Raw genomic sequence first — 14,341 nt, forward strand, 5'->3', positions numbered from 1 at the left:
CGTCTGAGCGCTTTCAGATGCCTTCACACAATGAGATCCCCCTTGGAAATCAATATATTACGTATCCGCAATCAGATACATTCAGGGACTGGCCCGAAAAACATTCCATCCAGTATGTTGAACAAGCCGCTCCAACGCACGCGTCCCAAGCAGGGAATTACCTTGCATGTTCAAGCCCGGCGACCAGACTGCGACGGACGCCACCCCCGGAGTAATTGCAAGAATGCCGCCGCCCACACCCGATTTTCCAGGAAGACCGACACGAATGGCGAAAGAACCAGATCCATCATAATGGCCGCACATCATCATGAGGGCCAAAACAGTCTGGGCATTACGGGTTGAGATGACGCGCTCTCCCGTACGGGGATTAACCCCGCCGGTCATTAGATAAGTTCCTATTTCAGCAAGCTGACGGCAACTCATGGTGAGGGCACACTGATGAAAGTAAAATGCCAGAGTTTCATCAACCGGATTGTGAATATTTCCGAATGTTCGCATGTAATTGGCGAGAGCTTTGTTACGAAACCCGGTTTCTTCTTCCTGACTGGCCACATCACGATCGATAAAAATGGTATCAGGATCTGCACTCAACGGACGAAGAAGGTTCAGAAGCTCACTCTGGGCACCTTCCAGCCCATAATGTGAAACAAGGATATCCGAAACAACAATCGCTCCGGCATTGATGAATGGATTTCTTGGAATGCCGTTTTCGTTTTCCAACTGAACAATCGAGTTAAATGCACTCCCGGAGGGTTCCTGACGCACGCGGCTCCACAAGCCTGCGTCTACCGCATTCAAAGCCAGCGTCAGACCGAAAACCTTGGACACACTCTGGATGGAAAAAGCCTCTTCGGCATCGCCCACAGTATGACTGGCACCTTCTGCATCAACAATGGCCATACCAAACCGCCCCAGATCGACCGACGCCAAAGGAGGAATATAGTTCGCCACCTGCCCCCGATCTGTCTCAGCACGCATTTCGTCTGCGATTTCTGCAATCGTAGCGGTCAGTGACGTCATGGAATATTTCTCCAGAGCAGATTGGGCGCTGTCGTCACGCCTCAGGAACACTTATTTCTTACGGTGAAATCACACGATGCCGGACGACCTCACCAACAATCACCAATGCTGGAGAAGATACCGACGCAGTCGCTGCCTGATCGGCAATCGTCGAAAGCGTCCCCGTCAGAACCCGCTGGGAAGGCTGAGTGCCCCGTTCGACAATGGCGACTGGCCAGTCTGAGGGAAGACCATTTTGGATCAGACCCGTCATCAGGGCTGGCAACGTGGATATTCCCATGTAGATCACCACAGTCTGACGCCGATCTGCCATGTCGTCCCATGGCAGATCCAGAACGCCATCAGCCCGCGCATGCCCCGTGACAAAAAGACAGGCCTGCGCGCAATCCCGGTGGGTTAATGGAATACCGGCATAGGAGGCGCACCCGCTGGCGGCAGTAATACCCGGCACGACCCGGAATGAAACACCAGCCTCTATAAGAGACTCAATTTCCTCTCCCCCTCGCCCGAAAATAAACGGGTCACCCCCTTTAAGACGCAGCACGCGTTGCCCTGCCTTCGCATAACGAACCATCTCTGCATTGATCGCCGATTGGGGCATGGCATGACGGTCACGCTGTTTGCCCACAAAAATCAGTTCAGCATCCCGACGCACACGCTCCAGAAGGACTTTTGGAAGAAGGTTATCATAAAGGACGACATCAGCATTCTGCATGAGATGCAGCGCTTTAAGCGTAAGAAGATCCGGGTCGCCCGGGCCACCACCGACGAGCCAGACCTCTCCGGCCTTTTTCTGCTCTGTCAGAAGCTGATCCAGCACACGATCAGCGCGAGCATCCTCAGCGGAAAGTGCAGCTTCAGCGCCCGGGCCATCCAGAAAGTCTTCCCAGATCCGTTTGCGATCCTGAACAGCCGGATAATGAGCAGAAACACGGCTTCTGCGAGACTGCATGTAAGCGGCAAGCTGGCCAATCCCTTCCGGCATCCAGCTTTCAATCTGCTCCCTCAACCGACGAGCCAGAACCGGTGCGCCACCTGCCGTAGAAATAGCAACCCGCACTGCCCCTCTACGGACCTGTGCGGGCGTAATGAACGTCGAAGGCTCCGGATCATCCACTGCGCAGACAGGAATATTCAGGCTCTCGGCAAGCGCTGCCACACTCCGATTAACCGCCCTGTCATCCGTTGCGGCATAAACAAGACGGCATCCTGCCATAACCTGTCTGAGCATCTCATCGTCAACTCGTCCCCCCACATGACGGGCCAAGCCTTCGTCTACCCAGTTCTGAACAATCGGGTTCAATGCCTCTGCAACGATCTCGATCCCTGCTCCATGATCGAGCAGGAGCCTCCCTTTGTTGACGGCGACTTCGCCTCCCCCAACAAGCAGAACACGTGCGCCCTCAAGGCGAAGGGAAATGGGAAACCAGCCTGTCTCAACCCCGGATGCGGGCATCTCTGTATCCATACGCTTTCAGAAAACGGTTCCAGGAAAGGAACACCTTTCTCTTCACTACACGCCCGCTCCTGAGAGGCAAAGCTAGTCAGAGCACTGATGGATACAAAGGCAACACCCCTTAACATGGGCAGAAAGTGTTTTTTAGCGGTAACCATATCCACCTCCGCCACCCATGTATGGACCACCATGATGATGGTGGTGGTGATGCCAGTCATGATCGCGGGATCCATAACAGGCCATCAGGGGGAGCATCAAACCAAAGCCCAAAAACAATGTCGCAAGACGTTTCATCAACCATGTCCTCCTTCAGAACTGACGGAAAACTATTTCGGCAATATGGCCTGATTCAGGCGAAATCTGGAGGATGGATAACCGGGACAGAAAGTCTTTTCTGAAAGGAGCGTTATCTTTTCCAATGATTTGGCTTATAGTTCCAATACGTGCCGGAAGATCTCTTTCGTGCGCCGCCCAGCCCGGAGTGCGCCATGGCCCAGTTCCTCGTCAAAGCCTTTAAGTCTCTTCAGGACGGAGTTGGTTTTCCGGTTCTTTTGGGTATTCTGGCGGCCCTGGTGCTCATCGGATACCTCGTCCTGTCTCTACTGCTCACATGAGCTCGCAACGACAGTCTGAATTTTATTGATCGCCTGCTCTTCAGGGGCGCACGATACCCACTGACCGGAACTGACTGAATGACCACAACCGAGATCGAAAGACGTCTCGAGTTCCTGCGTGAAGCTTCAAAACTGAAAGACGTCCTCCGTCGTTCCTTTACACAGGATGGCCAGCCAGAGAGCACAGCAGAGCATACATGGGGCCTGTGCCTTCTGGTCATGACCTTCGCAGATTATCTTGAAGGCCTCGATCTGCTGAAGCTGTTAAAAATCTGTATTTTGCACGATCTTGGGGAGGCCATTCATGGAGATGTTCCGGCAATCTCCATCGAAGCCTCTCTTAACAAATCCAAACAGGAGCGCGAAGATCTCCTGACCATCATGGCGCCGCTACCTGACACACTCCAGGCCGAGTTTCTTCAACTCTGGGATGAGTATGAAAACGCGTCCAGCCCTGAAGCTCGCATGGCCAAAGCGTTCGACAAGATCGAGACCATCTGGCAGCACAATAACGGTGTTAATCCCCCAGATTTCGATCATGGCTTCAATCTGACTTATGGTCGACGTTACACAGATCATTCCTCTCTGACCCGGGCGATAAGAGACGTTCTTGATCGGGAAACGCGACGGAAGTCAGAAAAAGCATTCCTCTGATACCCCGTCACTATCGTTCTGTTGCTCGACAAAACGGACTGTATCCGTCACAACAAAGCTCTCCTCCCGTTGGTACGGCAAAGGCTCCCGCCCGATGACCGTACCAGAAGATTTAAGGTCCTATTCCACGGAGATCAGCAGAGCGACAATGACTAGCCGCTTTCATGGCCGACCTGCCGCCGCTGCATCTCGTTTCCCTTTACGGAAGCTTTCCTGTTATGGCCTTGGAGCCGCTCTGTCCTGCGGAACCACCCTGGCACAGACAGACACGTCTCTTTCACAGAGTGCGCCTACACGATCCACGCAAACAGAAACTCCGTCCACCACAGAGCGAATTGTCGTCACAGGGCACAAGCCTGAGGGAGCAGTCATTGGCGCTCCTAAACCACTTATGCAGATCAGCGCGGATGAGATCCGCTCCTATGGCGTCGACACTGTTACTGATCTGCTCACGACCATTTCTCCAGAAACACGGTCTGGCCGTGGCGCTACCGGAAATGCGCCCGTTATCCTGTTGAATGGTAAACGGATCTCGGGCCTTCAGGAAGTCAACGATCTCCCGTTCGAGGCCATATCGCGCGTCGAAATCTTTACGGAAGAAGAAGCCCTGCGTTACGGCTATGCCGCAGATCAGCGCGTCGTGAATATCATCACCGTCAAGCAGTTCCGTGCCGTGAGAGCCCGCGCCTACGGAGAGACCTCAACTGATGGTGGGGGCGAAAACGGAGCCCTCTCACTCAGTTTCACCAGACTGCATGATGATCGACGCATCAACCTCAGCGCCCGTTACACTGCCAGCGCATGGCTGCGGGACAGCCAGCGTGGCGTGGTGCCACCGGCAGCCAATTCCCTGTACTCCACACAGGGAAACCTGACTTCACCCGATGGTCAAAGCCTGGACCCGGCACTCGACAACCTTGCCGGGGAAAGCGTTACAACAGCAGGCAGTCCTTCCCTGCCTTACGGACAGGCCGCGACACTGAATGACATTCTACAGTCCGCAAATTCACTGACCAGCAGCACGAATGCGTCTGCCTATACCCTGCAACCGCGCAAGCATGAGCTTTCCCTGAATGGTGTTTATGCTGATCACCTGACGAAAGACATCACCACATCCCTCAATCTGAGCTTTGACCATCAGGATCAGATTAGTCTTCAAGGCCCGGCGCGGGGTATCGTCACAATACCATCAGGGAACGCCTATTCGCCCTTTTCACAAGATATTCTGCTGTATCGGAGTTTCAGCAGTGTCCCGCCTCTTCAGCAAACCGGGCACACCGAGACAGGTCATGCAGGCCTGAATTTCAACGGTGATCTCGGGGACTGGAAATGGAATGGGAAAGGAAGCTACGACTACGCCCGAACAGTCACAGAAAGCCAGACCGGCCTCTCCCTCATGGCAGCGCAGACGGCTCTGAACAGTGGTGACCTGTCTTTCGACCCGTGGTCCACCATTGCTCCCTCTTGGCTGAACAGTCGGGTTGTCAATCATGGCCAGACAACCAGCAATCAGGGGCAGATCAGCGGCCTGCTATCAGGACCGGTTTTTTCCCTCCCCGCAGGGGACGCTTCAACAAGCATTGCTGCGACCGGAACCCTCAGCCAACAGAACGCAACATCCTCTGCAAATGGAATAACGTCTCGTTCATCAATCAGCCGGGATGTCGGTACTCTGAGACTTAACGGTGATCTGCCAATCGCCAATAAAAAGCAGCATGTTCTGTCATTTCTTGGCAAGCTTGATGCCAATGTGAATGGAGCAGTGAGTCAGGTGTCCCATTTCGGAACACTCGGCACACTTGGCGGCGGTGTCACATGGTCTCCCACAGGATGGATCCAGCTTCCTTTCTCGGTCCTGCAACAGACAGAAGCTCCAGCCGCCTCTTCTCTCGTTGCACCAACGATCGAGACCCCCAACGTCACAACCTATGACTATGTCCGCGGTGAGTCCGTACAGGTCACAACCATTTCCGGCGGCAACCGAAACCTGCGCTCTGCAGACCGCCATGAACTCAGTCTGGGCGCCATTATTTCTCCGCCGTTTCTGGAAGGATCACGTCTGCATCTCAATTATGTGCATGACAACACACACCATCCCGTTCTTTCGCTCCCAAGCCCGACAGCAGCCATTCAGGATGCCTTCCCCGGGAATTACCAGCGCGACGCTAACGGCGTTCTGGAAACAGTCGATCTGCGTCCTGTGAATGTCGAAAGTGAGAAGCGTACCGAATGGAATGCCACCTTCTCCTTGTCACGTCCTTTTGGAGACGATCATGAAGCATCCGGCCATAAAAGACATAATGATGGTGGCACTAAAGGACGGTACTATATCGTCCTGACACAGGTCTGGCGCCTGAATGATACCGTCAGACTAAGGGCTGGACTGCCCGCTATTGACCTGCTGAATGGTGGCACGGTTGGCGGACTGGGTGGAAAACCCAAACATGAAGTCGAACTTCAGGCCGGGGCTTACAAAAATGGCCTCGGTGTCAGACTGGATGGGAAATGGCAGTCAGGGAGTTCAACGCTCGGAAGCACGTCGGCAGGAAGCCTGTATTTTGGTAGCCTCGCAACACTCGATCTCTCCGTTTTCGTAACACTGGGAGATCTTCCCCATTGGCAAAACCGGAACTGGGCCAAAAATTTTCGCATCATGCTATCACTGGATAACGTCTCGAACACACGGATCCATGTGCATAACGGCCTGGGCGTTACACCTGCAGGCTATCAACCCGCATTCATGGATCCAATGGGTCGAACGATTGGTCTTTCCCTGCGCAAGACACTCTGACACAGGAAAGAATTCTGAGTCTCAGAGTGTATGTTGCAGGATCGTCTGAGCAGAGTGTTGCCAGGACACAGGTTTGAAGCGACGTTCGATCTCATCAGCCCAGCATTTCAGCTCATCGCGATCTTCTATGGCCTTCCCGATAACGCGTGACGCATCATGCAGATTCAACGGATCGAAATATCGCACCAGTCCTTGATCACTTGTCCTTTCGGCCGGCGGTTTCGAAGCCAGACAGGGCTTGCCATACTGAAGGCTCTCGAGAGCCGGTAGACTGAGATCGCCTGCCTGCGAAGGATCCACAGTAAACAGACAATTCCGATAGAGAGCTGCACGTTGCGCATCGGATGGTGCACTGACAAGCAGTACCTGCCCATTCAGCCAGTCGGAATTTTCAAGCTGCTGCATGAGATCACTTACCAGCCATCCAACCTGCCCGACAAAAACAAGTTTCGGAAGAGAGCCCTCAGCCATTTCCTTTCGGAGATGGCGCCACACCCGCAGCAGAAGCTCGTGATTCCTGCGCGGCTCAAGTGTTCCCACACAGAGAACATAATGCCCTTCGAGGGGTATTTTCCTGACGGCCTGTCGGGACAGATTTCCTCCTGTCGGAGCAGGCCCACTTCCCACGGGAACCGTCACGATCGGCTGCAGAAGCGGGCGCTTGATATGCGCCAGATAGTCCGTCACCTCTTCGGCGACAGCATCACTCCTGACGAATACCTGATCAACCAAAGGCAGAATAGCGCGATGCCAGGCCTCGTAATGAGTGTTCGTCGCCTTCGTAAACCATTCAGGATATCGAACAGGCTGAAGATCATGCACGAAAAGACCGAATTGCACGCGCATGACATCCCGAAGCCAACGTATGGTCTGAGAATAATCCGGTCGATCCCAGCTTGGTCCCAGCGCCAAGAAAAAGTCACCCGGACGTGCCAGATCCTTAAGAGGGGCTCCGTTCAGAAACGCTGAATGACGGCTCTTTCCGGTTGCTCCATCGTTTTTAGACAAGATAGAGCGACGGGCCAGATTTTCCTGCCATTGCTGAGCACCGTATCTTGCGGCTGCTCCAAACCAGCCCGATGCGGCTCTCAGAACCTGAAACTGTGTTCTAAGAACATCTGCAATACCCGCGACGTGTGGGGGGGCAGCCCCGTTCCGATCCTTAGCACGTTTCTTTGCTTCACTCTGCCGTCCGATCACATGCAGAGCCCCTGTCCGATACTGTGTGACGACAGGCAGATCCTTCACATCTGCCCAGTCCACAGAGATCCAGTTCTGCGGACCACCTTTTCGACGCACGAACCCAATACGATCTGGCGCACAGGCTTGTAATGCCTGACAGACCTCAACGAGAAAGCGTCGAACATCCTCCGAACAGGCCTCTAAAGAAGGCGAGGTGAACAGAACATCCACATCAATCCAAACCCTGTTCATCAGCCGGCCCTCATCTCAGGCTGTTGCGACGAACGGTGAGCGACCGCACAGGATTTCAGAATAGCCCTGGCCGTATCAGACCACGGTGTTGGCTGAAAATCCCTTCGGATATGTTCTTCCCAAGCTTTCAAGCCTTCACGATCCTCAATGGTCTGGCGAATGGTGCGATAGACATCCTCGAAATCATACGGATCGAAATATCGTGCAAATTTGCCTCCAGCTTCGGGAATGGATGTCACGTTGGACGCAACGCAGGGCCGCCCAAAAAGCAGACTTTCCGTTACCGGTAGCCCCCATCCCTCGTATAGCGACGGGAACACCGTAAAGAGGCAGTTCCTGTAGAGGCCTCGCAGTTCTTCATCACTTGGTTCGCGGATCAAACGAACCTTGCCGTCCAGATACTCCGTGTTCTCCATCTGCTGCATCAGATCTTCCACCATGGACGCAGGCCGCCCCGCAAAAACCAGCGTGGGAATATCTTCGTACGCCTTTTCACGCAGTAACCGCGCCCAGACCTGAAACATCAGAATATGATTCTTGCGTGCCTCAAGGGTGGAAACAAAGAGAACATAGTTCCCGGCAGGAGGTAGCCCCGGAGCCTCTGCCTCTCTGGTCGCAACCGTCATATCCCCAAACCCCCCACCCATGGGCACGACCCACGGCGCCTGATTCAGATGAAGCCTGCGTTGGACAAGGAAGTCCTGAACATCCTTTCTCGTGGCCTCACTGATCACCATGATATCGCTGCATTGCGGCACCACATTCTCCAACCACGCAGAGAATGTTGAGACCACCTGCGGGGGAAACCATTCTGGACATGTCAGTGGAATGAGATCGTAAATCAACAATACCGGCTTGAGGCCATATGTCTTGCGGATCGCGTGAAGCCGCTCGCCAAAAGCAGCATCCGCCCATGCAGCGCCCATAACAAGAAAGATATCTCCAGGCTTCATGCCTCCTTCGCAAGAAACGGGTCCCGCTATCCGAATGGGTGCCCTTTGCGAAGATGTCGAGTATCGGACAGCGGACCGGCTTCTTAAATCCCTTGCCATCCGCAGAACGCGCATCTGCAGAGTGCCCGCTCGCAACAATGGCCGCCCCAGCGGCTCCGGCATCTGCTCAAAGTTTCGAATCAACGCGTGCCGTATTCTATTGAACTGTCTGAAAACCATTGCTTTGGCAGATGGTAACTTCAGATTTTTCGGAACAGACGGCGCTTTCCGAACAGACTCAGTGGCAGCGCTCGCTTCGTCATCCGCCAGTGAAGCAAAGAGATTTTTGACATCCTGAGCGGACACGATACAGGCAGGGTTTCCATCAACACCCTTGCGCACATACCCGATATGCACCTCCTCCGAATGAGGAATGCATCCGTGCAAAACCTGGAGAATTTCATAGACCTGACGCTGTATACCACTCGGTCTGCGATTATGCTCCGCGTACTGGAAGATATCCTGCATATCAATCCAGATGGTATATGCCGCCATGCTTCTCCCTGATCTCAGGCAGCCGCCCGATCACCTGTCTTTAATGGTTTTTTAACTCAACTGGCCGGTGGTATGAAGCACGCTTCTCAAGAATACAATATGGCATCGACAGTTGAGACATCGCACCTGCCGAAGTTATGAAATTCTTTGAAATATTCTAAGATTTACAAGCTACATAGATCAGCAACAGTCATGCCAATTTCTTAGGAACGCTCTCTCGTCTGACATCGCATTGCCTGTCACACTTTCACAAGACTTAAGAGGCCACCCCCTCAACTCCGGCTTCGGGCGCGAACCATGCTGAAAACCAGCTTCCTGCCGATCTTATTGCTTGCTCGAAAATTTTTTACATTTCGATCAATGATTTTATAACGGAATCCCGGCGCATTCTTGAAAATGCAACGTTCGGTCATAAAATGTGAGTTTTGATTTTCGCATAAAAGCCTATCTCTGAGGCCGATAAGTTACAACGATCTGACAGTGATGAAAGTTTCCCTCCCCTGATGTCGGACGAACAACCGTCTCTACAGCCACTAAAAGCGGTCGGCGGCCGGCGTGTCATGAAAAATGTGAGCGTTCTTTTGGGAGGGCGCGCCATCAATGCCCCGCTCAGCCTCGTTCACATCTGGTTGGCAACTCACCTCCTGGGCAGTCATGGATTTGGCTTGGTCGCCATGATGTACGCATTTGCACGGACAATGAGTGATCTCGTAGATTTCCAGTCCTGGCAAACGGTTCTGAAATATGGACTACATCCTTTGACTGATGGAGATTTCTCCGGTTTCCAGCGCGTTGTAGCGTTCAGTTTTCTACTGGATGGCATTGGCGGCCTGACAGGCTGTATAGGAGGCATCACCATCAGCCTGTCAGGCATGACGCTGCTGGGGTGGCCTCCGGAAATTCATGTCATAGGTGTCATTTTCTGTGTTTCGATCCTCTTCATGGCCTCAGCGACCCCGACAGGACTACTCAGCGTCTTTAACCGGTATGATCTGATTTCCATTCAGGGAGTAGCTGCGACAATTGTCCGCGTGATCGGCACAGCCGCACTTACCTTCACTGGCGCATCCGTCATGGCGCTCGCTACAGTATGGATTTTAGCGGAAGTTGTTGCGTGGGCCACTTTAAGCGTCATGGCCCTGCGTGAACTGATGCGTCGGAACCTGATCCGAGGTCTCCCTACGGAACTTTGGAAGCTTCTGCCGGATCTTGCCAACGGATTTTTTTTTCGCACCCACCCGGGCCTCCGGCGGTTTGCATTGGCAACGAACCTCAATTCTGCTCTGGCCCTGACTTTCAATCATATCGGAACGCTGGTCGTCGGGGCCTATGCGGGACCCGCCAGTGCGGGCTACTGCCGCATCGCCAGCCAGATTGCTTCTGGCATCGCCAAACCGGCCTCCATCATACAGACAACGGTTTACCCTGAAATGGCCCGCTTGTGGCGTGAACATGCCATGACCCGCCTGTATCGACTAACCTTTCAGGTAGCTCTGGCAGCCGGCGGCATTGGCACATGCCTGCTGATTGCGACGCTACTGGCTGGAAAACCACTTCTCCAACTCTATATTGGCCATAGCGGAGCGGTTCAGACACTCCCCGTGATCCTGTGGCTCCTTGCTGCAGAAGTCGTCGCTGTCTGGGGGCTTCCGCTGGAGCCTCTGCTTTTCACAACCAATCGCTCGGGGGCGGCCACTTCTGTCCGCCTTCTGGATTGCCTCGTGTTTTTCCCTGGTCTGGTACTGGTTGTTCGCCGCTATGGACTGGACGGTGTGGGCCCCATGACTCTCTTGGGCGTCACACTCCTGATCGGTCTGCAGCTTTTCCTTGTCCTTCGAACCCCTACATTGCGGACGGCAAACGGACTATGAAAGTCGTCTTTCCCTTGATTGCACAGCGTCATCAGACGCTGCATGCCCTGCCAATCGCGCTCGAAATGTCCGCGCGGTACCCTGAAATATCCGTGCATGTTGCCTGCCTGACCAGCAGCCATCTTGAACTGGCCCGCTCACTGGCAGCCCTCTACCCGGAATCGCGGGTTCAGTTCGATCTTCTCCCCATTTCGGAGAATCTGCGCCACCGCATCGAAGCTCAGGGCCTCCGTGTACTGGACAGACTTCTGGGCCTTTTCTTTTCACGTCGGTATTTCCGTGGCTTCGAAGCAATCATCGTCCCTGAAGCAACCTCCCTGCAGCTTCGCAACATGGGTGTGCGCACACCTCGCATGATCTGGACAGGCCATGGCGCAGGTGACCGGGCTATCGGCTTTGCACAGCATCTACGGAAATTTGATTACCTGCTTGTGCCAGGCAGAAAAGTCGAAGACCGCATGCTGAAGAACGGTATTATCCGTCCGGGATTTTATCATCGTGGAACATACGCGAAATTTGATCTGGTTCGGCGAATGCATGCCCGCAGACAGCCGCTGTTCAGCAATAATCGCCCAACGGTTCTGTATAACCCGCATTTCGTACAGCGTTTCTCATCCTGGAAAGCCATGGGGCGTGACCTTCTGGACTTCTTCGCCAGACAGGACCAGTACAATGTGATCTTCGCGCCGCACTTCCGTCTCTTTGACAATAATCGTGATGAGGGAGAAGCCCTCAAACGGGATTATGAGAGTGTTCCGCACCTTATCGTTGATCCTGGCAGTCAACGCAGCATCGATATGACCTACACCATGGGTGCAGATCTCTATCTCGGGGATGTCAGCAGTCAGGTTGCAGAATTCATGATAAAACCCCGTCCTTGTCTGTTTCTGAACGCTCATGAGGCAGACTGGCAGAATAATCCGAATTATCAGTCATGGACGCTCGGGCCTGTTACGGATAATATCACTCATCCCGCTGATGAAATTGTTAAGGCGTTTGAGACGCACTCACGTTTCCTTGAGATTCAGCGTCAATATGTACTAGAGACATTCGAAACTCTAGGCGAACAGCCTACGGCACCTGCTGCTGCGGATGCCATCGTCGATTTTTTACAGAAAGCCGCCTGATGTCCGGCGACCCCAATGGAGCTAGTCTAGGTTTGACCGAGGACAACCAGAACCCCATCGCCCATCCCGCTCCAACGCCAAGCCGTTCAGGTCTGGTCAGACGGTACGGAGATTTCCCAAGCTTCGCCGCAGCGCTTGATTATGCAGCCCAGGGCGAGAGTGGATTCAACATCTACTCCGGACGTGGACAGCTTCTGGAAGCCCTGCCCTACCGCGTCCTGCGCGAACAGGCGATTTCGATGGCCCGACGCCTTCTGGGCCTCGGACTGGCTCCCGGAGACCGTGTCGCGATCGTCGCGGAAAGCGACGGCGATTTCGCCCGCATTTTCTTTGGCTGTCAGTATGCAGGCCTGGTTCCTGCTCCCCTGCCCCTGCCGGTCGCCTTTGGCGGCAAGGAAGGCTATGTCTCCACGCTTCGTGGCATGATCCAGGTGGCAGCAGCCCGCGCAGTCGTTGTGCCAGATGTCATTGGAAGCTGGACGTCCGATATCGTGGACGGTCTGGACCTGATCTTTGGCGGCTCTCCCGCCGATCTGCATCGCCATGCCGAGGCTAGCGTCGATCTGCCGGAAATCAGCTCTGAAGAACTGTCCTATCTCCAGTTTTCGTCGGGCAGCACACGCTTTCCGATGGGTGTTTCCGTCACCCAGGCCGCCGGTATGGCCAATGCCCGTGCTATTGCCCGGGATGGTCTGAAGGTTCATCCGGCAGAAGATCCCCGCGATGATCGCTGTGTGTCCTGGTTGCCTCTTTATCACGATATGGGGCTGGTCGGCTTCTTCCTGACGCCACTGACATGCCAGTTGACGGTCGATCTTCTCCCGACACGCGAATTTGCACGCCGTCCGCATGTCTGGCTGGATCTGATTTCCCGCAATCGTGGCACAATCGCCTACAGCCCCTCTTTTGGGTACGAGCTGTGCTCGCGCCGTAGCGGTCAGGCCGATCTGGATCTGTCCTGCTGGCGTATTGCAGGCATTGGTGGCGACATGATCCGCCATCATATCCTCGAAGGATTTGCCGAGCGTTTCGCCTCAAATGGCTTTGATGCACGCGCTTTCGTTGCCAGCTATGGCATGGCCGAAGCCACGCTCGCCATCAGTTTTGCTCCACTGGACACCGGCATCCAGACCGATACGATCGACCTGCGGACTCTGGAGAAGGATGGACTTGCCCAGCCTTCCAACGACCCGTCTCATGCTCTCCGAACATTCGTCCTCTGCGGCGAGCCTCTACCTGAGCATGAAATCGAAGTTCGCGATCCGTCAGGAAAAGTATTGCCTGACCGCCATGTCGGATGCGTCTTCGTGCGTGGTCCCAGCCTGATGTGTGGCTATTTCCGGCGCCCTGAAGAAACGGAAGCGGTTCTGGATGCTGATGGCTGGCTGAATACCGGTGACTTGGGCTATCACCTGAACGGACAGATTGTTGTCACAGGGCGCGCCAAGGATCTCATCATCATCAATGGCCGCAATATCTGGCCTCAGGATCTTGAATGGTCTGCCGAAAGCGAGATCAGCACTCTGCGCTCCCGTGACGTTGCTGTTTTTTCGGTTGAAACCGAAACTGGCGAGAACATCGTGGCTCTGGTGCAATGCCGCGCCACCGAAGAAGAAAACCGCAACAGTCTGCGTGATGAGGTGACAACTCTTTTCCGTCGCCTTCACGGCGTTGATGTGAAAGTTGTTCTGGTTCCCCCGCGCACACTGCCACAGACATCTTCCGGAAAGCTGACGCGTGCCCGCGCCAAGGCCATGCTTCTCTCGGGTCAGTTCGATCTGGAACAAGAGACAAGTTCAGCAGCCTGAAAAAACGTCAGCCCGCTCCCCCTTGCACAGATGGGGGTAGCGGACTGACGTGCTTTGACGCATAAAGCGTCCCCAAAAC

At 54.3% G+C, this 14,341-nt stretch carries 11 protein-coding genes; 6 read left to right on the forward strand and 5 right to left on the reverse strand.

All coding sequences use genetic code 11. The features are described 5' to 3' along the window. Positions 1 to 81: 81 nt before the first annotated feature. The 3 genes from AC3B6F_RS11420 to AC3B6F_RS11430 all read right to left on the reverse strand — a co-directional run bounded on the left by AC3B6F_RS11420 (position 82) and on the right by AC3B6F_RS11430 (position 2,770). Positions 82 to 1,020 (reverse strand): glutaminase, encoded by a 939-nt coding sequence (locus AC3B6F_RS11420; RefSeq protein ID WP_426066089.1) that lies wholly within the window; start codon positions 1,018 to 1,020, stop codon positions 82 to 84. A gap of 58 nt (positions 1,021 to 1,078) precedes the next feature. After that, positions 1,079 to 2,476 carry a siroheme synthase CysG gene (gene cysG, locus AC3B6F_RS11425; RefSeq protein WP_489824446.1) on the reverse strand — a complete coding sequence of 466 codons (1,398 nt, stop codon included), beginning with the start codon at positions 2,474 to 2,476 and terminating at the stop codon, positions 1,079 to 1,081. A 144-nt stretch (positions 2,477 to 2,620) separates the two neighbouring features. Further along, a complete protein-coding gene (locus AC3B6F_RS11430) occupies positions 2,621 to 2,770 on the reverse strand; it encodes a hypothetical protein (RefSeq protein WP_197458638.1) in 150 nt (49 codons plus the stop codon). A gap of 194 nt (positions 2,771 to 2,964) precedes the next feature. Between AC3B6F_RS11430 and AC3B6F_RS11435 the strand changes: the two genes are divergently transcribed. The 3 genes from AC3B6F_RS11435 (at position 2,965) to AC3B6F_RS11445 (ending at position 6,535) form a co-directional block, all read left to right on the forward strand. Then, positions 2,965 to 3,090 (forward strand): hypothetical protein, encoded by a 126-nt coding sequence (locus AC3B6F_RS11435; protein WP_023945527.1) that lies wholly within the window; start codon positions 2,965 to 2,967, stop codon positions 3,088 to 3,090. Positions 3,091 to 3,168: 78 nt separating this feature from the next. Next, positions 3,169 to 3,744 (forward strand): HD domain-containing protein, encoded by a 576-nt coding sequence (locus AC3B6F_RS11440; RefSeq protein ID WP_062502889.1) that lies wholly within the window; start codon positions 3,169 to 3,171, stop codon positions 3,742 to 3,744. 148 nt (positions 3,745 to 3,892) lie between these two features. Then, complete coding sequence (locus AC3B6F_RS11445) at positions 3,893 to 6,535, forward strand: TonB-dependent receptor (RefSeq protein WP_489824447.1); 2,643 nt, start codon at positions 3,893 to 3,895, stop codon at positions 6,533 to 6,535. A gap of 21 nt (positions 6,536 to 6,556) precedes the next feature. Here the strand turns inward: AC3B6F_RS11445 and AC3B6F_RS11450 are convergent, their stop codons facing one another. Next, a complete protein-coding gene (locus AC3B6F_RS11450; protein ID WP_489824448.1) occupies positions 6,557 to 7,969 on the reverse strand; it encodes a glycosyltransferase in 1,413 nt (470 codons plus the stop codon). Next, complete coding sequence (locus tag AC3B6F_RS11455) at positions 7,969 to 8,922, reverse strand: glycosyltransferase family 4 protein (RefSeq protein ID WP_489824449.1); 954 nt, start codon at positions 8,920 to 8,922, stop codon at positions 7,969 to 7,971. Before AC3B6F_RS11455 ends, AC3B6F_RS11450 begins: the two co-directional genes overlap by 1 nt. 1,094 nt (positions 8,923 to 10,016) lie before the next feature. On the opposite strand from AC3B6F_RS11455, the gene AC3B6F_RS11460 reads away from it, so the two are divergent. The 3 genes from AC3B6F_RS11460 to AC3B6F_RS11470 are packed head-to-tail and all read left to right on the forward strand — an operon-like array spanning position 10,017 to position 14,262. Beyond that, positions 10,017 to 11,327 (forward strand): lipopolysaccharide biosynthesis protein, encoded by a 1,311-nt coding sequence (locus AC3B6F_RS11460; RefSeq protein ID WP_489824450.1) that lies wholly within the window; start codon positions 10,017 to 10,019, stop codon positions 11,325 to 11,327. Then, the gene (locus AC3B6F_RS11465; RefSeq protein ID WP_023945515.1) at positions 11,324 to 12,454 is read left to right on the forward strand and encodes a hypothetical protein; all 1,131 of its coding nucleotides are present in this window, start codon (positions 11,324 to 11,326) and stop codon (positions 12,452 to 12,454) included. The genes AC3B6F_RS11460 and AC3B6F_RS11465 overlap by 4 nt, the downstream gene beginning before the upstream one ends. Further along, complete coding sequence (locus tag AC3B6F_RS11470) at positions 12,454 to 14,262, forward strand: fatty acyl-AMP ligase (RefSeq protein WP_489824451.1); 1,809 nt, start codon at positions 12,454 to 12,456, stop codon at positions 14,260 to 14,262. The genes AC3B6F_RS11465 and AC3B6F_RS11470 overlap by 1 nt, the downstream gene beginning before the upstream one ends. The last annotated feature ends 79 nt before the right edge of the window (positions 14,263 to 14,341 follow it).

It is taken from the genome of Gluconobacter sp. ESL1110 (assembly GCF_058107395.1).